Annotated in this window: 19 protein-coding genes; 7 read left to right on the top strand and 12 right to left on the bottom strand. The window is 47.2% G+C overall.

The genetic code is table 11. From position 1 onward, the window contains the following. Positions 1-96 precede the first annotated feature (96 nt). Positions 97-1,086, top strand: a complete 990-nt coding sequence (locus tag GO493_RS10180) for a FecR family protein (protein WP_157306041.1) — start codon at positions 97-99, stop codon at positions 1,084-1,086. Between the two features lie 99 nt (positions 1,087-1,185). Beyond that, positions 1,186-4,548, top strand: coding sequence for a SusC/RagA family TonB-linked outer membrane protein (locus GO493_RS10175; RefSeq protein ID WP_198315670.1), 3,363 nt, complete (start codon positions 1,186-1,188; stop codon positions 4,546-4,548). A gap of 69 nt (positions 4,549-4,617) precedes the next feature. Here GO493_RS10175 and GO493_RS10170 read toward each other — a convergent pair whose 3' ends face one another. Further along, entirely contained in the window at positions 4,618-5,547 is a 930-nt protein-coding gene (locus GO493_RS10170; RefSeq protein ID WP_157306039.1) for an aspartate carbamoyltransferase catalytic subunit, read from the bottom strand. A 50-nt stretch (positions 5,548-5,597) separates the two neighbouring features. Beyond that, the gene (pyrR, locus tag GO493_RS10165; RefSeq protein WP_157306038.1) at positions 5,598-6,125 is read right to left on the bottom strand and encodes a bifunctional pyr operon transcriptional regulator/uracil phosphoribosyltransferase PyrR; all 528 of its coding nucleotides are present in this window, start codon (positions 6,123-6,125) and stop codon (positions 5,598-5,600) included. A gap of 68 nt (positions 6,126-6,193) precedes the next feature. Between pyrR and GO493_RS10160 the strand changes: the two genes are divergently transcribed. Next, complete coding sequence (locus GO493_RS10160) at positions 6,194-6,700, top strand: peroxiredoxin (RefSeq protein ID WP_232538800.1); 507 nt, start codon at positions 6,194-6,196, stop codon at positions 6,698-6,700. Positions 6,701-6,742: 42 nt separating this feature from the next. Here the strand turns inward: GO493_RS10160 and pruA are convergent, their stop codons facing one another. Then, entirely contained in the window at positions 6,743-8,374 is a 1,632-nt protein-coding gene (gene pruA, locus GO493_RS10155; protein ID WP_157306037.1) for an L-glutamate gamma-semialdehyde dehydrogenase, read from the bottom strand. A gap of 132 nt (positions 8,375-8,506) precedes the next feature. Beyond that, positions 8,507-9,593, bottom strand: a protein-coding gene (prfB, locus tag GO493_RS10150) for a peptide chain release factor 2 (RefSeq protein ID WP_157306036.1) whose coding sequence is annotated in 2 segments (ribosomal slippage) — positions 8,507-9,532 and positions 9,534-9,593 — 1,086 coding nt in all. Because the reading frame shifts where the segments join, the coding sequence is not laid out codon by codon here. Between the two features lie 87 nt (positions 9,594-9,680). Between prfB and GO493_RS10145 the strand changes: the two genes are divergently transcribed. After that, positions 9,681-10,487: a hypothetical protein gene (locus GO493_RS10145; RefSeq protein ID WP_157306035.1), complete on the top strand. Its 807-nt coding sequence runs from the start codon at positions 9,681-9,683 to the stop codon at positions 10,485-10,487. A gap of 121 nt (positions 10,488-10,608) precedes the next feature. Beyond that, on the top strand, positions 10,609-12,261 hold the full coding sequence (gene pgi / locus GO493_RS10140) for a glucose-6-phosphate isomerase (RefSeq protein ID WP_157306034.1): 1,653 nt from the start codon (positions 10,609-10,611) through the stop codon (positions 12,259-12,261). Positions 12,262-12,419: 158 nt separating this feature from the next. Here the strand turns inward: pgi and GO493_RS10135 are convergent, their stop codons facing one another. From GO493_RS10135 to GO493_RS10115, 5 genes are all read right to left on the bottom strand, one after another. After that, positions 12,420-12,854 (bottom strand): DUF3276 family protein, encoded by a 435-nt coding sequence (locus tag GO493_RS10135; RefSeq protein WP_317165414.1) that lies wholly within the window; start codon positions 12,852-12,854, stop codon positions 12,420-12,422. A gap of 159 nt (positions 12,855-13,013) precedes the next feature. Further along, positions 13,014-14,810 carry an ABC transporter ATP-binding protein gene (locus tag GO493_RS10130; RefSeq protein WP_157306033.1) on the bottom strand — a complete coding sequence of 599 codons (1,797 nt, stop codon included), beginning with the start codon at positions 14,808-14,810 and terminating at the stop codon, positions 13,014-13,016. A gap of 74 nt (positions 14,811-14,884) precedes the next feature. Then, the gene (locus GO493_RS10125; protein WP_157306032.1) at positions 14,885-15,814 is read right to left on the bottom strand and encodes a phosphoribosylaminoimidazolesuccinocarboxamide synthase; all 930 of its coding nucleotides are present in this window, start codon (positions 15,812-15,814) and stop codon (positions 14,885-14,887) included. An 84-nt stretch (positions 15,815-15,898) separates the two neighbouring features. Next, positions 15,899-17,269 (bottom strand): exonuclease domain-containing protein, encoded by a 1,371-nt coding sequence (locus tag GO493_RS10120; RefSeq protein ID WP_157306031.1) that lies wholly within the window; start codon positions 17,267-17,269, stop codon positions 15,899-15,901. Positions 17,270-17,577: 308 nt separating this feature from the next. Beyond that, a complete protein-coding gene (locus GO493_RS10115) occupies positions 17,578-18,153 on the bottom strand; it encodes a DUF4142 domain-containing protein (RefSeq protein WP_157306030.1) in 576 nt (191 codons plus the stop codon). Between the two features lie 188 nt (positions 18,154-18,341). On the opposite strand from GO493_RS10115, the gene GO493_RS10110 reads away from it, so the two are divergent. Together GO493_RS10110 and GO493_RS10105 are read left to right on the top strand one after the other, a co-directional pair. Next, positions 18,342-18,914, top strand: coding sequence for a TetR/AcrR family transcriptional regulator (locus GO493_RS10110; RefSeq protein ID WP_157306029.1), 573 nt, complete (start codon positions 18,342-18,344; stop codon positions 18,912-18,914). 57 nt (positions 18,915-18,971) lie between these two features. Beyond that, positions 18,972-20,006: an alkene reductase gene (locus tag GO493_RS10105; protein WP_157306028.1), complete on the top strand. Its 1,035-nt coding sequence runs from the start codon at positions 18,972-18,974 to the stop codon at positions 20,004-20,006. 217 nt (positions 20,007-20,223) lie between these two features. Here GO493_RS10105 and uxaC read toward each other — a convergent pair whose 3' ends face one another. From uxaC to GO493_RS10090, 3 genes are read right to left on the bottom strand one after another with little or no spacing between them, the layout of a single operon-like run. Continuing rightward, positions 20,224-21,663 (bottom strand): glucuronate isomerase, encoded by a 1,440-nt coding sequence (uxaC, locus tag GO493_RS10100; protein ID WP_317165413.1) that lies wholly within the window; start codon positions 21,661-21,663, stop codon positions 20,224-20,226. Between the two features lie 29 nt (positions 21,664-21,692). Then, entirely contained in the window at positions 21,693-23,330 is a 1,638-nt protein-coding gene (locus tag GO493_RS10095) for a UxaA family hydrolase (protein WP_157306027.1), read from the bottom strand. Positions 23,331-23,340: 10 nt separating this feature from the next. Further along, a complete protein-coding gene (locus GO493_RS10090) occupies positions 23,341-24,786 on the bottom strand; it encodes a tagaturonate reductase (RefSeq protein WP_157306026.1) in 1,446 nt (481 codons plus the stop codon). Positions 24,787-24,796 lie beyond the last annotated feature (10 nt).

Raw genomic sequence — 24,796 nt, 5'->3', positions numbered from 1 at the left:
TATATACCTCCGGAGCCATACACTGAAACAACCAAACAAGGTTTTTTTGAGAAAGACTAATGGTAAGGATATTTTTGATTGTATTAATACTAAGAGATGAAACAGCAACCTGATATCGATGTCGTTATCCGCTACCTGGAAGACCCAGGGCATGAGGAGCACAAACGTTCACTGGATGAATGGTTGCAGCTGGACGCTGCCAATCTTGATATCTTCCTGGAAACCAAAGCCTTATGGCAAGGGGAAGTATTGCCGGCACCCGCATCTTATAACACCTCCCTCCAATGGCAGCAGCTGGATACCCGCTTAACTGCCTCCAACCTCACACCTGTTACCAATCCTCAGCCGGTACAGGCGTCTAAAGGGAAGCTCCGCTCCATAGCCAGCCGCTACTGGTGGGCGGCAGCAGCAATAGTGGGCATTATTACAGCCATCACACTGTACCGCCAGCCCTTATATATAGCACAACAAACCGCTCAGAATACAGACAGCCTTTTACTGCCGGACGGCACTAAACTCTATCTGAACGCTCATACCAGCGTAAAATACCCCCGCCATTTTAAAGGGAACAGCCGGGAGGTATTTGTACAGCAGGGTGAAGTTTTTGTAGATGTAAAGCATATGCCGGAAAAACCCTTCTCCGTTCACCTCAAAAATGTAGACATAGAAGTGCTCGGTACCTCTTTTGACGTAAAAGAGACTAAAAAAGGCGTAAACGTCTTTGTACAGACCGGTAAAGTAAAAGCCGTTTATAAGAACGGTAAGAAATCAGTTGTATTAACCCCCGGTGAAGAAGCAGAAATGTTGCTGGCAGGAGCCACCATCAGCACCCGCTATCACCGCAATAATAATCCCATTGCCTGGAAAACAGGACAGCTCACCTTCTATGATACTCCTCTGTCTGAAGTAACAGCCATCCTGGAGGATTATTACAAAGTACGTATCTCTCTTAAAGGAGAAGGATTGGCCGATAAACGGCTGATTGCTACCTTCCATAAAGAGTCTCTCTCCGAGGTATTGGATATCCTGTCCAAAACATTGCAGGTAAACGCCGTGCAAAAAGATAGCCTTGTAGAAATTTATTAGTCGTCCGGAGTAGAAATGCAGGGTATTCAACAGGCACTCCGTAAGGCGGCTTTACAAAAGCGCTGGTACATACTACTATTTTGTATATGTATAAGCCCATTGTATGCCCATTCCGAAAAAATTACCAACCCTTCAACTGTTACCTCTCCTCATCCCTACCAGGATGCCGATACCATTAAAGTTACCCTCAAAGTATACCGGGCCAGCCTCCGCCAGGTCATCCGCCAGATAGAAAAACAAACAGGCCTGACCTTCGCCATCTCCTCCACAGTACTGGAAAATGCACATTCCGTTTCCATGCAGGTAAGAAAAGAACCCCTGCCCTCCGTATTACGGCAGCTCTTTGCCGGTACCCGCTACGCATTCGAGATCAGGAATAAACAGATCATCGTTTACCCCATTTCAGAAGCACCACCCATTACAGGAGCCCCCCACCGGACTATCAGCACCGAAGCAGAAAAATATGTTGTGACAGGTATCATTACCGACGGAGAAAGGCCACTGGCAGGCGTCTCAATCCGGGAAAAAGAAACCCATAACGGCGCCAGCACCAATGAATACGGCCGCTTCAGGATTCCCGTAGCCAATGGACAGGCCACCCTCCAGTTTTCCCTCATCGGCTATGAAACGAGAGAAATAACCCTGCGCGAACGGCATAACCTGGATATCATCCTGCAAAATGACACCAAAACATTGAACGACCTGGTGATAATCGGGTACGGCATACAGAACAAAGCGAATATCACAGGGTCTATTACAAAAGTGGAAGGCAGGCGGCTGAAAAGCAGACCCGTCACCAACGTCATGGCAGCCCTACAGGGCACGGCGCCAGGATTGCTGGTCACCCGGAATAACGGTCAGCCAGGTAAGGAAGGATTTAACCTGCAGATCCGCGGACTATCATCCGGCAACTACAGCGCTCCGCTGGTACTGGTTGATGGCGCGCCCGGCTCCATCACCTACATGAACCCCAACGATATTGAGTCCATCTCCGTACTGAAAGATGCTGCTGCTACCTCCATCTACGGCCCCCTGGCAGCAGGCGGCGTAGTACTGGTTACCACCAAAAGAGGTAAGCCCGGCAGGATCAGCGTGGAGTATAACAGCCTGTTTGGTATAGAACGCCCCATCAGCCTGCCGGAACGCGTACACTCCTGGGAAGCGGCTAACATGCAGAACGAGGCTGCTAAAAATACAGGCATGCCCGTAGTATGGACCCCATTAGATATACAACGGATGAAAGATCCCAACATCACCTACCTGCCCAAAACAGATGGAAGTGGTAACTATGACTACTATGACGACTTCAATCCCCTGGATAACGTAACCCGCAATAACAGCACTACCACTACCTATAATATCAGCGCCAGAGGCGGCACTGAAAAACATCAGTATCTGTTTGCCCTCGGCCAGTTCTCCCGCCAGGGATTATTCAATACCGGTTTTGACAAAACCTCCAGGACCAACCTGCAGTTCAACGCCAACAACCGGCTGAGCGCTGTACTGAGCCTGGAAACCAGCCTCCAGTACGCCCAAAGCTCCACCCTCTCTCCGGGATGGCGGGTAGATGGCAACAACGGTCTGCTCAACTTCCTCTACCAGGCACCGGGAAATGTACCCACATATGTACCAGGCACCGATCACTATACCAGAGGGTTCAATGCCTACGCCCTTCTGAAAGATGCAGGAAGACGGGAAGAAAAAGCAACTTTTGCCGACGCCGTAATAACCCTGAAAGCAGAGAACCTCTACAAAGGACTAACGCTGAAAGCTGTATACAGCCCTCAGCTTACCACTACACATGATGGCCTCGGCAAACAGAAAGTAGATTTTTATGACGGTAGCGGCTATATCAACAGCGTAAATGATCCCAACTCACTGAAAAGGGCCAACCTGCTGGAAATACAACATAGCCTGCAATTACTGGCAGATTATGACCTGCCCGCCGGCAAACAGCATACCATCCATATACTGGGAGGTTTCGCCTACGAAAACCATTACCAGCATCAACGTATAGCCACCGGGTTTGGACTCGGGCCCAACGAGCTGCAGCAGCTGTCATTCAACAACCCTGAAGCAGCCACCACCCTTCACTTTAAAGGCTCCGGCTTCCTGTCCTCCCTCTTCACCCGCGTCAATTATAACTTCAGCGACCGCTACCTGCTGGAAGCCAACCTGGTTGCAGCACAGCTATTCTATAATAATACTCAATCGCCCAATCTGAAAAGACAGCATATCTTCCCATCGCTCTCAGCAGGCTGGCGACTGAACAACGAAAAATGGTTTGCATCCGCATTCCCCTTCTTTGATGAGTTCAAACTAAGGGCCTCCTGGGGTATGCTGGGCAACTTTAACTGGCGCAGCGGACTGAATGACTTCAACTTCCGTGATCAGTTGCTACATCCACAGGCCTACCCTATCATGTCTTATGAAGACAATGACAGGTTTGTACCAGGTAACAACAACTGGGAAACAGTGACCACTACAAATGCCGGCCTGGATATGGCTTTCTTCAAAGGCCGCCTCAATATCAATGCAGATTATTTCGTGAAGCATAATTCACGTATGCAGATAGCCACACAGACATCCCCTCTCTTCAACCCCTTATTCCCTACTTTCTTCCGCGCACAGATGCGCTCCTGGGGTTGGGAACTGAACCTGGGATGGAGAGATAACCGCGGCCCGCTAAGCTATTGGGTGAATGCCAACCTGTTCGATAACCAGAACAAAATATTGCAGACATACGGCCCCACCGCCTGGCTCATAGGTAACAACCGGGGCCTTGAAGGATTGCCTTACAACGCTATCATGGGGTATAGGGCCAATGGTTACTTCCAGCAGTCCTCTGAGGTAGATGGTCATGCCTATCAGACCGCTGCCACTGCTCCGGGAGATCTTCGTTATGAAGATGTCAATAATGACGGGATAATTAACGGGGGAAACTATACGAAGGCAGATCATGGCGACCTGGTGTATCTTGGCAGCACACAACCCCGCTACTCTTACGGCTTTGATGCGGGCTTTTCCTGGAAGGGACTGGATTTCTCTATCTTTTTCCAGGGTATTGGCCAGAGAAAGGTATTGGTGCCGGCCAATTTCAGCATGCCTTTCACAGATAACTGGCAACAGCCATGGGAGATTCACCGGGATCACTGGACAGCCGGTAATCCTGCTGCTGCTTTTCCAAGATTATATATGGGATACAATCAGAATCTCCTCCCCTCCTCCTTCTGGGTGATGAATGCCTCCTATATCCGGCTGAAAAACCTGCAGCTGGGATATACCTTCCATTTTGCAGACGCTAAGTTCATGAACAGCCTAAGGCTGTATTTTTCAGGACAGGACCTGTGGGAAGTGAACCGTATGAAGATCCGGTATTACGATCCTGAAGCGTCCACAAACACAGGATACCAATATCCCTTCTTCAGATCATTCACTTTAGGCGTAAATGCAAACTTCTGACTACCGCAAATAAAAAAGGGAAGAACTACCGCCCTTCCCTCTTGCTATTTTTTAGTTGTGTTATACTTATTATTCCGCTTTCTTCCCTGCCAGCAGATACAGCACCGCCATACGCACCGCTACACCATTCTCCACCTGGTTCAGGATAATAGAATGCCCTGAATCCGCAACATCCGAACTTAATTCCACACCACGGTTAATCGGTCCCGGGTGCATGATCACGATCTCTTTCTTCAGACTATCCAGCAACTCCCTGTTCACTCCATAGCTCAGAGAATATTCTCTCAAAGACGAGAACAGCGGGGTATTCTGCCTTTCCAGCTGAATACGCAGCACATTCGCTACATCACACCATTCAAGCGCCTCCCCGATATTATAGCTTACATTTACGCCCAACGCACTTTCCATATATTTGGGAATCAATGTGGGCGGACCAACAACCGTTACTTCCGCTCCCAGTTCCTTCAGGCAGTAGATATTTGACAATGCCACGCGGGAGTGCATAATATCGCCACAGATAGCCACTTTCTTGCCCGTTACGCTTCCCAGCCTTTCACGGATAGAAAAAGCATCCAGCAGCGCCTGCGTAGGATGCTCATTGATCCCGTCTCCGGCATTCACAATAGGGACGTCAATATGTTTCGAGAGAAAATGCGGCGCCCCGGTAGCAGAATGCCTCATTACCACCATATCCACTTTCATTGAAAGGATATTGTTAACAGTATCGATAAGCGTTTCACCTTTAGAGACAGAAGAACCTGATGCGGAGAAATTCACCACATCTGCACCCAGTCTTTTCTCAGCCAGCTCAAACGAGATGCGCGTACGGGTGGAATTTTCGAAAAATAAATTGACGATGGTAGTATCTCTGAGCGTCGGAACTTTTTTGATGGGCCTTTGTAAAACCTCTTTGAATTGGTCAGCCGTTTGAAAAATAAGTTCTATATCCTGACGCTGCAGACCACGGATCCCGAGAAGATGATTTACTGATAATGACATTTAAGATGCAAATATAAATGACCTGATTACAAATCCCAAAAGCAAAATTCTTATTCAATCACCACTTCATCCGCGCCATCACGTTCAGCCCAACGCACTTTCACCTTCTCAGACATCACCGCATCAATTGTACGCCCTGTATAATCCGCCTGTATAGGCAACTGACGGGTAAAACGACGATCTATCAACACCAGCAGCTCAACCGCCGACGGACGGCCAAAATCCAGCATGGCATCCAATGCCGAACGGGTAGTACGGCCTGTATACAGCACATCATCGATCAGCACTACTCTCTTATTTTCTATGGAAAAGTCTATCGCTGTTTCATTTGGCACATGCAACTGGGAGCCTTTATTAAAGTCATCCCTGTAAAAAGTAATATCCAGCTTCCCGTAATGAATCTGCACGCCGGGCAATAACTTCTGCAGTGTGCGGTAGATACGTTCAGACAGGAAAATACCCCTTGGCTGTAATCCGATAAGTACAGTCTGTGAGAAGTCCAGGTGATTTTCAATCAGCTGATGGCAAAGCCGGTCAACGGTAATAGCCACTTGCGTATCATTCAATATGGTCTTCAAAATACTTGAGTTTAGGCGTCAAAAATACGGATTTCTATATAGTCCGTATCTTTAATCATATAATAATCATGAAAAGACTCATTTCAATTACATTACTGCTTATGTTTTTATTCGGCAACGCACATTCACAACTGAAAGTGGGCGATAAAATACCCTCATTCCAACTGAAGGACCAGGACGGACAACTGTTTGATATTAACAGCGTACTGGGAAAACAACCACTGGTTATCTACTTCTATCCTAAAGACGAAACCAGGGGTTGCACAGCAGAAGCCTGCTCATTCAGGGATAACTACGAACAGTTCACTGCTAAAGGCGTAAAAGTGATAGGCATCAGCTCTGATGGCGTAACATCCCATAAGAACTTTGCCACCCATCACAAACTGCCCTTTACATTGCTGAGCGATACCAGCAACACCGTACGTAAACAGTTCGGAGTGCCCAGAAAAATGTTTATTCCCGGACGCGTTACTTATATAGTCAATAAGGAAGGTGTCATCATCCATACTTTCAATAACCTCATGGATGGAGAGAAACATGTAGCAGAAGCGTTAACTGCCCTGGAGAAATTATAGAAATAAAAAAGGTTGCCCGTTGGCAACCTTTTTTATTTCTGTTTAATCTTCTTTCAGGAACGGATACCTGTAATCTGTAGGCGGTACCAGCGTTTCCTTAATAGTACGCGCACTCAGCCAGCGATACAGGTTCAGCATAGAACCGGCCTTATCGTTGGTACCGGAAGCACGGGCGCCGCCAAAAGGCTGCTGGCCAACTACTGCGCCGGTAGGCTTATCGTTGATATAGAAGTTACCCGCACTGTTCACCAGCTTTTTGGTAGCCAGGTCAATGGCATAACGGTCCTGTGCAATAATAGAACCAGTCAGCGCATAGCTGGATGTGCTGTCAACAGTTGCAATGATCTCTTCGAATTTCTCAGCATCATAAGTATAGATAGTCAGCACCGGTCCGAATATCTCTTCACACATTGTTACATAGTGAGGATCGGTCACCTCTATTACAGTAGGCGCAATAAAATAACCTTCCGCTTTACTGTAAGTACCACCGGCAATGATCTTTGCCTTAGGGTCCTTCTTCGCATTTTCTATATAGTTAGTGATCTTGTTGAAAGATCGCTCATCTATCACAGCATTGATGAAGTTGCTGAAATCTTCAGTAGTACCCATTTTCATGGTGGCCAGCTCTGCTACTAGCTTCGCCTTTACCGCATCTGCAATATTGGACGGCAGGTAAGCGCGGGAAGCAGCGGAACATTTCTGTCCCTGGTACTCAAAAGCGCCACGGGCCAGAGCAATGGCAGTCACATCAACATCAGCCGATTTATGAGCCAGGACAAAGTCCTTACCGCCTGTTTCACCAACAATACGGGGATAGGTTTTGTACTTGCTGATGTTGGTACCGATAGTCTTCCACATCTGCTGGAATACAGCCGTAGAACCAGTAAAGTGAATACCGGCAAAATCAGGATGAGAAAAAGCTACATCACCCAGCAGAGGTCCGTCAGTGTAGATCAGGTTGATCACACCTGCCGGCAATCCGGCTTCTATCAGCACTTTCATAATCACATTGGCCGCATATACCTGGGTATCAGCCGGTTTCCATACTACCACATTACCACAGAGCGCTGCAGAAGTAGGCAGGTTACCTGCAATAGCAGTAAAGTTGAATGGAGTGACAGCCAGTACAAAACCTTCCAGCGGACGGTATTCCAGCCTGTTGTGAATACCCTGCGGACTGTAAGGTTGCTGATTATATATTTCAGAGAGATAATGTACGTTGAAGCGGAGAAAGTCTATCAGCTCACAGGCACTGTCTATTTCAGCCTGGTAGGCATTCTTGCTCTGTCCCAGCATAGTAGCCGCATTCAGATGGTAGCGGTACTTGGTAGCGATCAGTTCTGCCGCTTTGAGAAATATGCCGGCACGTTGTTCCCAGGGAGTATCCGCCCATTGGGCGCGTGCCTGTAACGCAGCAGTAATGGCATCATTGATATGAGTAGCGTCCCCTGTATGGAACTGTCCCAGTTTATGTTTGATCTCATGAGGCGGACGGAGTTCCTGCGTCTTACCGGTACGCACTTCTTTGCCGCCGATATACATGGGAATATCAGCCTCCTGCGCTTTAAATGCGGCCAGCTGTTTTTTCAGCGCAACCCTTTCGGGGGAACCCGGAGCATAGCTGTATACCGGCTCATTAACCGGTGCAGCAAAGTGGAAATAAGCATTATGCATTCTCTGCAGTTTTGGTTTTGATCTTGTTGTAACCTGCCAGGCAGGGCTTAAAATGAGTGATATGCAGCATGTGCCGGGAAACTGGCTTTTTCAGTTCACCGGCACATCTGCATATCTTGCAAATTTAAAATATTATTCTGCTTTAGCCATCATCAGGTACGCTTTGATGAAGCCTTCCAGCTCGCCATCCATTACAGGCTGAACGTTTCCTACCTCAAAATCCGTGCGGTGATCTTTAATCATCTTATACGGATGGAAAACGTAGGAACGGATCTGAGACCCCCATTCAATCTTGCGTTTGTTGGCGTTGGCTGCGTTCTTCAGCTCCTCGCGTTTACGCAGTTCCTCTTCATACAGACGGGATTTCAGCATGGTGAGGGCCTTCTCACGGTTCTCACCCTGCGTACGGGCCTGCTGGCATTCAATGATGATGCCTGAAGGAATGTGTTTCAAACGTACCGCCGTTTCCACTTTGTTTACGTTCTGTCCGCCTTTACCACCGGAACGGTAGAATTCCCATTCCAGGTCGGCCGGGTTGACAGCTATTTCGATAGTATCATCTACCAGCGGATAAACAAAGATAGAAGCAAAGGAAGTGTGCCTGCGGGCATTGGCATCGAACGGAGAGATACGCACCAGTCGGTGTACACCACTTTCCGCTTTGAGCAGGCCATAGGCAAATGAGCCGTCAAATTCCAGGGAAGCCGACTTGATACCAGCGCCATCCCCGTATTGTACGTCAATTTCAGATACTTTCCACCCCTGCTTCTCACCATACATACGATACATACGCAGCAGCATTTCCGCCCAGTCCTGGCTCTCAGTACCACCGGCACCGGAGTTGATAGTGAGCACTGCCGGCATCTCGTCTTCCGGTTCGTTCAGTGTAGATTTAAATTCAAGTTCATCAAGAGCAACAGTAGCAGCCTGGTAAGCAGTCTCTACCTCTTCCTCAGAAGCTTCTCCTTCTTTCTGGAAGTCCAGCAGTACCGCACTATCCTCTATGGCCGTTTGTACCTGGTCATAAAGATCTACCCAAAACTTGTTTACTTTGATCTCTTTCAGAATGGACGTAGCCCGGGCATTGTCGTCCCAGAAGCCGGGGGCTAACGTAAGTTGTTTATCATTTTCGATTTTTGCTATGCGGTCCTGGACGTTAAAGAAAACCTCCCAGGACATGGAGACGGTCCCTCATAGCTTTGAGTTGTTCTGCTGTCATAATGGGCGCAAATGTAAGGAAAAAGGGGAACAATATTTGCGGGTTTTACGTTAATGTTCCCTGTAAATTTAAAAAAAGATACTATCTATGGCATCCAACCATGAAACCCTCTATTACAAGAATAGCGCGATTTTCAACACAATAGGGTACATAATGGTGATCGTGATCAATGCTATGGCTGGTTCCTCAATGATCAACAATCTTTCGCCTGCTGAAGTTTCAGAAAAATACGAGAGCCTTTTCGTACCTGCAGCACTTACCTTCTCCATCTGGGGCCTCATTTATCTTTCATTACTCGGATTTATCATTTACCAGTTATGGCTGGCTTTTTCCGGTCACCATCAACAGGAACTGGAGATCTTTATGGAACGGCTCAGAGGCTGGTGGCTGATCAGCTGCCTGGCCAACTCATGCTGGCTGTTCGCCTGGCATTATGAGCTCCTGCCGCTATCTTTTCTGCTGATACTGACACTGCTCGTCTGCCTCCTGGCTATTAACCTGAATTTTAATATCGCCCTGCCACAGGCTTACGCTACCCGTGCAGAAAAACTCCTTATCCACCTGCCCTTCAGCCTCTACCTTGGCTGGATATGCATCGCTGCCATCGGCAATATGGCAGCCCTGTTCGTCTACGCAGGACTGGACATGACCAGCATTCCGTGGACAATTTTTCTCATACTGTTATCTACCGTTGCATCAACGGTGCTGATTATACGCAGATATAACATCGTTGCAGGCCTGGTAGCCCTTTGGGCCCTGTACGGCATCATCCTGAAAAGACAAACAGTGCACGGACCTGACGCCGGCCCCGTCATCACCACCTGCATCACCGCCATGTCAGTCATCACTCTCACCGGCGTCTGGAGAATACTGAAACGTCCCTCCTCATGGTGATCCCGTAGTACAAACCCGCCAAAGACTTGTATATTTTACGGTACGCTGACCAACGCCCGGGCATAATCTCCTGTAGACTTTCATCTTATTTATTACTTTTGAGTCCACAAAATGCGTTTATATGTTTCCAACGACTAATCCGACAGCTACGAAGGCCTGGCAACAACTGCAGCAGCACGCTGCCAGGATGAAAGAAACGCACCTGCGCACATTGTTTGCCGGGGATGCCGAGAGATTCAACAAGTTCACCCTTTCTTTTGAAGATATATTGTTCGACTATTCCAAGAACATCATCACAGAAGAAACTATGACCACCTTATTCGTGCTGGCAAAAGAATGCGGCGTGGAAGAAGGTATAAAGGCCATGTTCAGCGCTGAAAAGATCAACGCTACTGAGAACAGGGCCGTACTGCATACCGCCCTCCGTAATGTATCCAATACCCCTGTAGTACTGGACGGAAAGGATGTAATGCCCGATGTGAACGCCGTTCTGGAAAAAATGGAACATTTCTGCCACCGCATCCATAACGGAGAATGGAAAGGCTACACCGGCAAGACCATCCGCTATATCGTAAATATCGGTATCGGTGGTTCCGACCTGGGCCCGGTAATGGTCACCGAAGCCCTGAAACCCTACTGGAAAGAAGGCATACAACCCTATTTCGTTTCCAATGTAGACGGTACGCACATCGCCGAAACACTTAAAAAAGTAAACCCGGAAGAAACCCTCTTCCTCATTGCCTCCAAAACTTTCACCACACAGGAAACTATGACCAACGCGCACACTGCACGTAACTGGTTCCTGCAGTATGCAAAAGATGAGGCGCATGTAGCTAAACATTTTGCGGCACTGTCTACCAACGAAAAAGCTGTAAAAGCTTTCGGTATAGACCCTGCCAATATGTTTGAGTTCTGGGATTGGGTAGGCGGCCGCTATTCCTTATGGTCCGCCATTGGCCTGAGCATTGCATTGACCACCGGCTTTGCACACTTCAAAGCATTACTGGAAGGTGCACATGCAGTAGATAACCACTTCCGCACTACCCCTCTGGAAAAGAATATTCCCGCTATCATGGCCCTCATAGGCCTTTGGTACGGTAACTTCTTCGATACCGCAACAGAAGCCATCCTGGCATATGACCAGTACATGCACCGCTTTGCAGCTTATTTCCAGCAGGGAAATATGGAAAGCAACGGTAAATATGTAGACCGCACCGGCAAAGCCGTTACCTACGAAACAGGCCCTATCGTATGGGGAGAACCAGGCACCAACGGCCAGCACGCCTTCTACCAGCTCATCCACCAGGGCACACGCATCATCCCATGCGATTTCATCGCTCCTGCCATAAGCCACAATCCCATAGGCGATCACCACGTAAAACTGCTCTCTAACTTTTTCGCACAAACGGAAGCGCTGATGAACGGTAAAACTGAAGAAGAAGTAAGAGCCGAACTGGTGAAATCAGGACTGAAAGAAGAAGAGATCAAAACGCTGCTGCCCTATAAAGTATTTACCGGTAACAGACCTACCAACTCTTTCCTGGTAAAACAGATCACCCCCAGAACGCTGGGCTCCCTGGTAGCGCTGTACGAACATAAGATCTTTGTACAGGGCGTTATCTGGAACATCTACAGCTTTGATCAGTGGGGTGTTGAGCTGGGTAAACAACTCGCTAACAAAATACTGCCTGAACTGGAAAGCACAGATAAGGTAACAAGCCATGATGCTTCCACTAATGGCCTGATCAACGCCTGGAAACAGATGAAGAAATAAAACTCTTTTCACCACATTTTAAAAACGCTTTTACCCAGATAGTAAAAGCGTTTTTTTTATTCTAAAACGCTAATAAAAAATACCCCCTCCGAAACAAAAAAGACCCCCGGAGAAACCGGAGGTCTTATATATCAATCTAATAGAATGATCTTACTAAATTACCACTTATCTACGTCTTCGCTATGAGAAGAAGAAGCTGCAGCAGCGGGAGCTGCTTCTACGGCAACAGCAGCTTCAACTTCTGCTGGTTCTGCAGAAGCTTCAGCACCTTCACCATCTTCATCATCGCGTACATAGTCGTGATTGTAGGCATCAAAATCGAAGTCGGGCATCAACTCAGTTTTCACATAGTTGATGGTCTCTGTCAGAGCATTGAGGAATTTGTTGAAGTCTTCTTTGTACAGGAACACTTTGTGCCTGTCATAACCATTGTCATTAAAGCGCTTTTTGCTTTCTGTAATGGTCAGAAAATAATCATTTCCCCGAGTGGTCTTTACATCAAAGAAGTAAGTCCTTCTTTTGCCCGCTTTCAATCGTTTAGAAAAGATACTGTCATTATTTCTTTCCTGCTGATTGGTATTTTCGTACGCCACAGTTGTTAGATTTAAGTTGTTAACGAATCAAATCCTTTTTCCAATAAGAGACAAATATACTATTAGTTTACAAATATCAAAATAATTTTAAATGATTTTGAAAAATGATAGAACATCCCCTTACCTATTGGTTTACAGGCATATATAATAATTTGATTACTATTCTATTAAAGGTTCCTCTTCTCCTGACTGCTGGCGGGCATACAAATCCGTATAATAACCGTTTAATGACAGTAATTCTTCATGTGTACCGGTCTCCACGATCCTTCCATCATCCAGTACAATGATCTTGTCAAATTCAAACAACGCAAAGATCCGGTGAGTAATAATAATAGCAGTTTTATCTTTCAGATAAGCATATAGGTTACCAATGATCTCTTTCTCAGTTCGGGCGTCTACAGCAGAAAGACAATCATCAAAAACAAGCAGGTTAGGGTCCTTTATCAATCCCCTTGCAATAGAGATCCTTTGTTTCTGACCACCACTCAGCGTTACGCCCCTCTCTCCCACCAAAGTATCAAAACCTTCCTTAAAACCCAGTATATCCCTTTCTACAGATGCCTGCCTCGCAGCAGTCTGCACAGCCTCTATCCCCGCTTCCGGTGTACCAAAACGTATATTGTTCGCAATTGTATCGGAAAACAGGAAAACATCCTGCGGTACATAACTGATCTGCGTACGCAGACTTTCCAGCTTCACCTGCCGGATATCCTGCCCGTCAATCAGCACCGCCCCCTCCTGCGGGTCATACATACGTATGAGCAGCTGCGCCAGCGTAGATTTGCCGGAACCAGTACGGCCTATCACCGCTATCTTCTGTCCCGGTTTTATGGTCAGGTTAAAGTCTTTGATAGCCTGGATACCGGTATGCGGATAAGTGAACGAAACATTACTGAACGTCACCTCCCCTTCTATAGTAATATTCCTTGCACCAACAGGATTCTTTATCTGCGGCTCTATCTGCAGGAACTCATTCAGCCGTTGCTGACTGGCCGACGCACGCTGTATCATAGATGCTACCATGCCAATAGAAAAGAACGGAAACATCAGCATGTTCACATAAATCACAAACTCCGCCAGGTTACCCACTGTTATCACCCCATTAATTACCTGGATACCGCCTGCAAAGATGGTAAGCACCACACTTAACCCGATCATCAGGGCCATGCTGGGCTGAAACAGGGCATCTGTTTTGGCAAGACTGACAGAACTTTCCTTGTACGCCTCACTGGCTTCCTCAAAATGCTTTATACTGCCTTCCTCCTGTATATAGGATTTAATAACACGTATACCCGAATAAGATTCCTGCGCAATGGAAGTAATATTGGAGAGCTGCGCCTGTATACGCTCACTCTTACGATGAATAATGCGGTTCACGTAATAGATGATCAATGCCAGCAGAGGCAATGGCGACAAAGTATACAACGTAAGCAACGGATTAACTTCTATCATCAGGTACACAACTATCACTATCATGAAAACGGTGCGGGTAGCATACATAATAGCCGGCCCAACGTACATACGTACACGGGATACATCTTCCGTAATACGGCTCATCAGATCACCGGTACGGTGCATCTTGAAAAAATTCAGGTCCAGCACCTGGTAATGCTGGTAAATTTCGTTCTTGAGGTCATATTCAATATAGCGGCTCATTACAATGAGCGTTTGCCGCTGCAGGTAGAGAAAGAAACCGCTCAGCAGCGCAAAGAGAAGGATACTGATGCCATAAAATGCCAGTACACGGGAAAATTCAGCGCGAAAGAAACCTTTCAGACCAGTATCGCTGATAAGACGGTAATTGTCAAGATTCTGCGCCAGCAGGTCAAATATCTGCCGGACCATAATAGGCTGAAACACACTGAAAACAATGGAGATAACAGTACAAATCAACCCGGTCAGGAACCTCCATTTGTACTTGATAAAATATTTGTTAAGCGTGGCCAGGTGTTTCATGCGGTGACTAAAGTATGAAAAAAACAAAGTCCATAGCATCTCTGCTACAGACTTTGGTTGAATAGTTTACACGATTATAACGATTTCAGCGTATCGATGACCTTCTTTTCAGCATCAGCTACAGAAACATCTTCCTTCACAAATTTCTGACCGGTAATGTTCTCGAACAGCTCTATATAGCGCTCGCTCACACTGTTTACAAACGCATCCGTCATTTCAGGTACAGTCTGCCCGTCCTTACCCTGGAAACCATTTTCCATAAGCCATTCACGTACAAACTCCTTACTCAGCTGTTTCTGAGCCTCGCCCTTCTGCTGTTTCTCTTCATAACCTTCTGCATAGAAGTAACGGGAAGAATCCGGTGTATGGATCTCATCGATCACATAGATAGTATCCCCGATTTTACCAAACTCGTATTTGGTATCTACGAGGATCAGTCCACGTTTTGCCGCCAGTTGCTTACCACGTTCAAACAAGGCCAGGGTATATTTTTCCAGCTTTTCGTAGTCTTCTTTGCTTACCAGCCCCTGAGCAATGATCTCCTCACGGGAAATATCCTCATCATGACCTTCATGAGCTTTCGTAGTAGGAGTAATGATGGGAGCAGGGAAAAAGTCATTCTCCTTCAGGCCCTCCGGCATGGTTACACCACACAGTTCACGCTTCCCGCTTTTATAAGTCCTCCAGGCGTGACCGGTAAGGTTACCACGTACCACCATCTCTACGGGGAATGTCTCACATTTCAGGCCAATGGTTACATTCGGCAGGGGAACCGCCTTTACCCAGTTAGGCACGATATCTTTTGTAGCTTCCAGCATAATGGCCGCTACCTGGTTCAATACCTGGCCCTTGTAAGGAATGGGGCGGGGCAATACCACGTCAAAAGCAGAGATACGATCACTCACCACCATTGCCATATACTTGTCGTCTATCGTATATACATCCCTAACCTTTCCCTTGTAGAAAGCCGTTTGCCCGGGGAAATTAAACTTTGACTCTAACATGAAAATTACCTATTAAATTGATTAATGAATTGCATTCAGGTTCGCAAAAATACTGTAGGAAGCATTAATTACCACGTATTCTTTTTAAGAAAACTTCAGGAGCCCTTCTGTATTGGCCCCGGCGTACTGGTGGAGGAGATTCAGAATGTATTCATTTTCAGGGTAAGGGGTCAGCCATTCCTTCATGCCGCTCCCCTCTGTAATAGCAGTATCCCGCGGAATATACCCCATTCCGTAAAAACGCCCCTTTTCCATAAGGATACAGCTCTGCTCCGCCGGCTCCCGGCCACTGCCCACAATAGCAAAAGAAGGCTGTTGCTGCTGCATATGAATGATAGCGGCTTTTACACGCAGGTTGTAAGTATCTGCCTCTTCCTTCTTCTGACAGGCGCCCCTGCAGGTATGGTCCTGTAAAGGAAAACACGCACCATCCCCTTTCTGCAGGAAACAAAGCCTAGGGCACAGGTCAAATTCCCTGATCAGACTGCGCAACATCTGATGCCCCTGTACCAGCAACGGAAAAGCATACAACGGTGTAGTATGCTTACGCCGCTTCTCTATGACCAGGCGGAGATATCCCTGCTGATCTTCAAAACAATAGAAACCATACCTGAAATCAATATTCTTCTGGGACTTATTGTAAACAGGCCAGAGACGCTTGATCTCCACACTCTCCAGGATATTCGCCATCAGTTCTGTACCAGTCACCTCATGTGAAATAGTATAGATATTCCGCAGGAATTCCTGCCTTTTCCGGCCGGCATTATTGCCCGTAAAATGACTGTTCACCCTTTTGCGGATATTCTTGGCCTTACCCACATAAATCACCTTCCCCTTCTGATCATGGAAATAATACACTCCCGGCAATAACGGCAACGCAAAAACCTGCTCAGGGGCAAGATTAGGCGGCAGGAACTGCTCTTTGGAACGTACACTCAGCGCAGCAGCGATCGCCTTGTTCACATCCTCTTTCAGAAGATGACTGAAAAGCTTGACTGTAGCCGCAGCATCGCCCGAAGCCCTGTGCCGGTTGGTAATACCTATCCCGAGCGAGCGGCAGAGATTGCCCAGGCTATAGGAAGGCAACCCGGGAATGATCTTCCGGCTCAGACGTACAGTACATAGCTTCTTGCTGCGCAGACTGTACCCCGCCTGCTGAAGATGATGCTGTAAGAAAGAATAGTCAAAATTGACATTATGAGCCACAAAAATGTTCTCTCCCAGCAATCCATATACCTCCTCCGCCACCTCTTCAAAACGGGGAGCGTTTTCAACCATCTCGTCCGTAATACCTGTAAGGGATTGTACGTAACGGGGAATAGGTATACCGGGATTGACCAGCGTTTCATACCGCTGCACAACCTGGTGTCCGTCGTATATAAAAATGGCGATTTCCGTAATGCCGTTGGCACTGGCGTGCCCTCCTGTAGTTTCTATGTCAACAATAGCGTACATAACAATCCACTCAGGAGGCAAATATAAGATAAGTTAACAGGGTTTCAGATTCAATTTTAAAACTGATCACGTCCCCCTTTAATGCAGGGATAATGTATGGATAGTGTATGTCTCAAGCATGTCTCAAGCATGTTTAAAGCATGTTTAAAGCATGTTTAGTGTATGTATTGCGGTAGCTAAAGTACACCACAGAACAAGATAACTATAAAAAGTCGTTAGCCGTCAGGAGCGACATTCCCGAACTCAACACTAAACAAAATCCCCCGGCGACTAACAACCTCTTAATAACACCTGGCAACGGCCGTTGTTTACTTCCTGGTCATCGAGCTCTGAATGCCTTTAGCTACGTCCAGATGCCCTCTCAGCGTAGGTAGCGTATTACCTGCAAATGTCTTCAGGTCCGGATCTGTCAGGTTAGTCGACGCTTTTTCAAACATGTCTATGTCTTTGGTGTGGTCCTGCACCATCATATCAATAAAATGTTTGTCAAAATCCTTCCCTGTCAGTTTACTCATATCTCTTATATGATCACTTTTATCATTGCTCACACTGTCAGGAAGAGTAATATTCTTATTGGCTGCCAGTGTCTTTAACTCTTCATTGGCCTTGGAATGATCTTTCACCAGCAGGGCCCCGAAATCCTTCACCTGCTGGTTTTGCCCCTTCTCCTGGGCAAGTTTACCTAATTCTACTTCCATCATTCCACCATCTGCCGCTTTTACGGCAAAATCAGAAGACTCCTTATCAACCGGAGCTACTTCCTTATTAACGGCCTGAGCGCTATCCACACTGTCTTCATGCTTCGCCCCCGTATTACCACCGCCGCAAGCCTGGAACATCCATGCAGACAATAACATGGCTGCAAAAAAAGTGAGCTTTTTCATTTGTTACTTTTTTGGTTTAAACAATCTCCCAATAATTTTACAAAAAGAATACCATCCCCTTCCCCTAAAGGCCAAAGCCGCTTATGTGAGCAGTTCTTTCCGCATTCTGTATCAGGAAAGACCTCAAACTATCCTGCCCCGGGAAAATTTATTTTGGAACACTCGTTCTGAAATAATACTTTTGCATCATGGCACGAAACAAAGCATTTGATCCTGAAGAAAAGCTGGAAAAAGCAAGAGACCTGTTCTGGGAGAAGGGGTACAATGCTACATCCATGCAGGACCTCGTGGACGGAATGCAACTGAATAGAGCCAGCATATACGACACATACGGCGATAAATATGCTCTTTTCCAGCAGTGTCTGCAGAACTACGCAAAGGAAAAGTTGCAGGATTATAAACAATGCTGCGCGAAAGGGTCGCCACTCGCAGCGGTGGAAAGTATAGTGCGGAAAGCAGTAGAAAAGAAACAGCAGGGAAAAACCTGCCTGATGGTCAAAACATCCTTTGAACTGGCATCCATGGACGAATGCATTAAGAACCTCGTACGGGAACAGGCCCAGCAGAGCGTCAACATTCTGCAGGAGTTGCTGGAAAAAGCGAAACAGATTGGCGAAATACCGGAATCAAAAGACCCCGCAACACTGGCACAGTTCCTTTACGCAAGCTTCAGTTCATTATGGATGATGGAAGTATTATTTGAAGACAAACAGATGCTGAACAGACTGGCAGATCATATCTTGGAAAGTATCAGGCATTAAAAATTTTTTACCCTTTTTCGGAACGATCATTCTGGAATTATTAAAACAGATAGGCACATGTATCCAACTTTATTATCATCCGCAACTATAGGCAAATACGCCCTTTCAAACAAAGTAGTGATGGCCCCCGCCATCAACAAACGTCCGGTCCCCGCGGGCATACCCAACGATGTAATGGTAAATTATTACAGTCAGCGGGCAGGCGCAGGCCTGATCATAGCAGAAGGCACCGGATTCGTGGAAAGCGGCATGGGACATGCACACATGCCTGGTATTTATAGCAGGGAACAAATAACAGGCTGGAAAAAAGTAACACAGGCTGTGCATGAAAAAGGCGGCAGGATCTTCTTACAGATCCTCCATACAGGAAGGATCTCCCATCCCGCCAATATGCCCGCCCGCTCAGAGATAATAGCTCCGTCTGCTGTTACAGCCCGCGGAGAAATATGGACGGAAACTTTAGGCTGGCAGCCGCATGCAACTCCCCGCGCTATGACAACAAGGGAAGTAGAGAAAATGGTACAACAATACGTGAAGGCAGCTACGCAAGCCATAGCTGCAGGCTTTGACGGTGTTGAGCTGCATGCGGCCAATGGCTACCTGATGGACCAGTTCCTCCATCCGGACATCAATCAACGTACAGATAAATATGGCGGTAGTATCATGAACCGTACCCGCTTTATTATTGAGACAATAGCTGCCGTAAGCCATGCTATAGGAAAAGACCGCACAGGAATATTGCTGTCACCATACAGCCAGGCAAACGATCTGCAGCATCATGCAGAGCTCGATGCTACTTATGAATTCCTCGCCGATGCACTGGACGTTTTCTCCTTGTCCCATATACACCTCATCAAAGATCCCGCTGTACCGGCTACCCTGATTGCCGGCATCAGGGCCAGGTTCAATGGTACATTGATCCTGAACGGAAATTATGATGCAAAACATGCAGAGAAAAGCGTACAGAACGGATTGGCAGACCTTGTAGCATTCGATGCCCCCTGCTTATCAGCTCCTCTGCCCGGACAGCTTTGCTCCACAGCAAGCGGAGATGTTCATAAAAAACCGGATTACGCCTCCACAAATTATTAGTAATACTCAAAAAAAATGGGTTTCACCTCAGAGGCAAAACCCATTTTTCTGAGCTATTCTTCAGCCCGGAATATCAGATAAACTATAAATAAAATTGGCTGAATCTATTTGGTTGAATATCCATTCAACTTTCAAACGTATCAATATTGTTTCTCTATTATACTGCATCAAACGTTTGTCAGATAGATAAGGCCAATTTTATTATTCCCTGGATCCCCTATATTACTTCTATCCTGGCCTGTTGCTCCGATGGCTTCCAGTTAAAATACTGCTGCGCATTATAATAACAGATATCCTGTATCACCTTCCCTATCCATTCCACATCATTCGGCAATTCCCCTGATTCAACTTCCTGCCCGAACAGATCACATACCAGTCGACGGAAATATTCATGACGCGGATAAGAAAGAAAACTCCTTGAATCCGTCAGCATTCCCACAAACCGGCTGATCAGCCCCATATTGGAAAGCGCATTCAGTTGCCTGGTCATACCATCCTTCTGATCAAGGAACCACCAGGCAGAACCAAACTGCACCTTACCTGCTACAGAACCATCATTGAAATTACCGATCATAGTAGCCATCAGCTCATTATCCGCAGGATTAAGATTATACAGGATAGTACGCGCCAGCTTATCCTGGCTGTCAAGCCGGTCCAGGAACCTGGCCAGCGCACGGGCCTGCGAAAAATCCCCTATGGAATCCCAACCGGTATCCGGTCCCAGCAAACGCATCATACGGGAATTATTATTACGCAAAGCACCAAGATGATACTGCTGTACCCAGCCCTTTTCCCAGTCCCATTCCGCCAGCTGCAGCAACAAAGCTGATTTGAACTGTCTCGCTTCAGCAACAGTAAGAACATTGTTACCTCTTACTTTCAGAAAAATAGCATCTATCTCCTTTTCCAGGAAGTCTTCTGCATAGATCTCCTCTATACCATGATCTGATACAGAACAACCCATCGACGCAAAGAAATCATGACGGTTCTTTAACGCATCCAGCAGATCGTTATAGGTCCTGATAGTAATACCACTGGCCTTCTCAAGCCGGGTCAGATATTGATTATATTTTGCAGGATCGTCAACATTCATCGCCATATCCGGACGGAAAGCAGGCAGAATAGGTATTTCAAAACCATCTTCCTTCAGTTGCCGGTGATGCTCCAGCGTATCTGCCGGATCGTCCGTAGTACATACAACAGCCACATTCATTTTCCTTAACAGGTTGCGGGTACTGTATGCAGAAGATTGCAATTGCTCATTCGTAGCCTTGAAAATTGCTGCTGCAGACTTAGACGAAAGAATATCGTTCACGTCAAAATAACGCTGCAACTCCAGGTGAGTCCAGTGATACAGCGGGTTTCTTAAGGTATATGGAACAGTGGCAGCCCACTTCTCAAATTTCTCCCAGTCAGATCTGTTGCCCGTACAGAAACTCTCATGCACACCATTTGTACGCATAGCCCTCCATTTGTAATGGTCTCCGTACAGCCATGCCTGCGTAATATTCTCAAACTGCGTATCAGCCGCTATCTGCGCAGGCGGCAGATGACAGTGATAATCTATTATCGGCATATCCCTGGCATAGTCATGATACAGTCGTTGCGCAGTAGCCGTATTCAACAGAAAATGTTCATCCATGAACTTCTTCATCATTAATGTCTGTTATTGGTGAATAGATCGTTTTACAAAGACACACCCCGCTTCCAGGGAATAAAATCATCCTGTCCGTTAAGCACCGACTTTGCAGGAGTTACCCCACTGGCCACATCAATTACATAATTCAGAATGCGTTCCCCTGCCTGCGGAATAGTCTCCTTACCATCTATGATAGTACCTGTATTGATATCGATGATATCAGGCATACGCTCATAGAGACGGGTATTACTGGACAGCTTAAGCACCGGGGCTATAGGATTGCCCGTAGGCGTGCCCAGTCCGGTAGTGAAGAGCACAATAGTAGCTCCTGATCCCACTTCAGCCGTCGTAGATTCCACATCATTGCCGGGCGTACAGAGCAGGTTCAGACCAGGAAGGGATACTTTTTCGGGATAATCAAGTACAGCTGCAACAGGTGATGTTCCTCCTTTTTTAGCTGCTCCTGCCGACTTAATAGCGTCTGTTATCAAACCATCTTTTATATTGCCGGGAGAAGGGTTCATATCAAATCCTGAACCTGCTTCTTCTGCCCTGCGCTGATAAGTGCGCATCAGGTCAATAAAACGGAGGGCATCCTTCTCATCCACACAACGGTCACTCATCTCCTGCTCCACTCCGCAAAGCTCAGGGAATTCAGAAAGGATCACACTTCCCCCTAATGCTACCAGCAGGTCCGAAGTATAACCAATGGCCGGATTAGCAGAAATACCGGAAAAACCGTCAGAACCGCCACACTCAAGTCCTATACAGAGCTTCGACAAAGGCGCCGGCTGACGCGTCAGGGTATTAGCCTCCATCAGACCCGAAAACGTCTGTTTCATAGCGGCAGTGATCAATGCCTGTTCAGTACCCGTCTGCTGCTGGTCCAGTATATACAGCGGTTTGCTGAATTGAGGAGAACGCTTGCGGATCTCCTCCTGCAACATACTGATCTGGGCGTTCTGACATCCCAGGCTCAACACCGTGGCGCCCGCAACATTAGCATGTGTGATATAACCTGCCAGCAATCCGCAGAGGGTCTGCGCATCCTGCCTTATACCACCACAACCACCATCATGCGTCAGGAACTTTATCCCGTCAATGTTTTCAAAAAGGCGGCGCTGCTGCCCGTTCTGTACATCTTCTGTGTAAACGGTTTCCAGTATACCGTTTACATCAGTTCCCTGCTTATACTGACGTACCAGCTGCTTTGCAAAGTCCTGGTACTTTTTAGGACGGCCATAACCCAGCTCTTCCGCCAGTGCTTCACGCAACACCTCAATATTCCTGTTCTCACAGAACACCAGCGGGATCACCAGCCAGTAGTTGGCTGTTCCCACACTCCCGTCGTCACGGTGATATCCCAGGAAAGTACGGTCCTTCCAGGTGGAGATGTCCGGAATATGCCAGCTGGTTTTCCGCTGTGCAGCCAGGCGGAAATCGCTCGCTGCATGCTTTACATTGTTAACCGAAATTCGGCTTCCGGCAGGCAGGGCCTCTTTCGCTCGGCCTACCAGTACCCCGTACATAGTGATCGCATCTCCCGGGCTGAGAGCAGCTTCAGTAAATTTATGCTTGGCCGGAATGTCTTCTGTAAGTGTGTATTGTTCTATTGTCTCCCCTTTTTTCAGGTCTGTCAGTGCCACTATCACATTATCCTGCGGGTGAACCTTCAATATTTTCATATACTGTCTTTTAAGCTATCATCGTTTCTTCAGATATACGCCTGATAAGAGAAGGCGCTCCCTCCTGCATCAATGCGTTCAACATCACGGTCACGGCCTGCGTAAACCCTTTAAGTGCTGTGAGATCTGTTCCCCAGAGCATCTGGTCTGCAAGTACATCTTTCACCAGCGCAGCAGGTTCCTGCTGCTGCCATTTACTGCTCAGCAAAGCAGCATGATCATCCGTAGCATGGTTGCCCTTCATGAATAGCAACCATGAGGCAAAACCCAGGGCTATCAACGCCGGCACCTCCTCAGAACGATGATAGTGACTGGTAAGAATAGGTACTACCCTCATCTTCAGCTTGGAAGTATATTGCATGGTGATACTGATCCAGCGATGCTCAATGAACGGGTTCCGGAACCGGTCCAGCACACTTCCCGCAAAACGGAGCGCAGCGTCCTCACGTACCTTCACGCTGGTAATAGCAGGTATGATCTCACTCTTCATAAGAGCAGCAATACAGGACTCCATTACAGGGTCTTCCATTGCATCCTTAACGGTCTCATAACCTGCCAGCACCGCCAGCCCGCACATAAGCGTATGCGTACCGTTAAGCAGCCGGAGCTTCAGCTCCCTGAACACATCTATGTCCGGGGCTATCACAATACCATTATCTGCCCTGCTGAAAGAGAGCCTGTTTCGTACCTCTTCACTGCCGGTCTCTATCGCCCATAGGGCATAGGCTTCAGACATGATCATCAGGCTGTCTGTATATCCCAGTTGCTGCTCTGTTGCAGCATGAGCTGCCGCAGGCAAAGCACCTGGCACAATACGGTCTACCAGCGAATTACAGCAATGATTAGCCTCCTGCAGCCAGGCAATGAAGCCAGCATCCAGCTTATTACGCTGAGCAAGCTGTAACAGGATGTCCCTCAGCTTTGTGCCATTGTCAGGGATAAGTTCTGTGGGTATGATCACCATTCCTTTGGCAGCATCGCCATTGAAATGCTGATAACGGTGATGGAGAAAGGCCAGCAGTTTACCGGGGAACGATGATGGCGGCGCAGCCGTAATATCATCTTCTGTCAGGGTGATCCCCACTTCGGTAGTATTGGAGATGACAATCTCCATTTCAGGATTTTCAGCACAGGCCAGGATATCCTGCCACTGGGAAGCGGCAGACAACACACGGCTGATAGCACTGTTGATAATATATTCTTCCACCCTCTTACCCTGCACTATACCTTGTATACAATGGGTAAAAAGGTTGTCCTGTTCTGTATATGCGTCCGTATTTCCTTTGTCTGTCGATTTTATCACGACAATACTGCCATTAAATGTCCCTCCCTTGTTCGCTTTATCAATAAAGTAGTCCGGTAATCCGCGGAGCAGCACTCCTGTACCGAACTGCAGCACTTTCTCCGGCAGGGATGCCCGGAAAATGCCACTCGTTACGTTCTTGTTCAATTGCATATCCCGAGTT

Origin of the sequence: Chitinophaga tropicalis, from assembly GCF_009758205.1 — a bacterium.
Taxonomy (GTDB): domain Bacteria; phylum Bacteroidota; class Bacteroidia; order Chitinophagales; family Chitinophagaceae; genus Chitinophaga; species Chitinophaga tropicalis.
The sequence above is the reverse complement of the archived record's forward strand: the minus strand, read 5'-3'. Positions and strand labels throughout refer to the sequence as shown.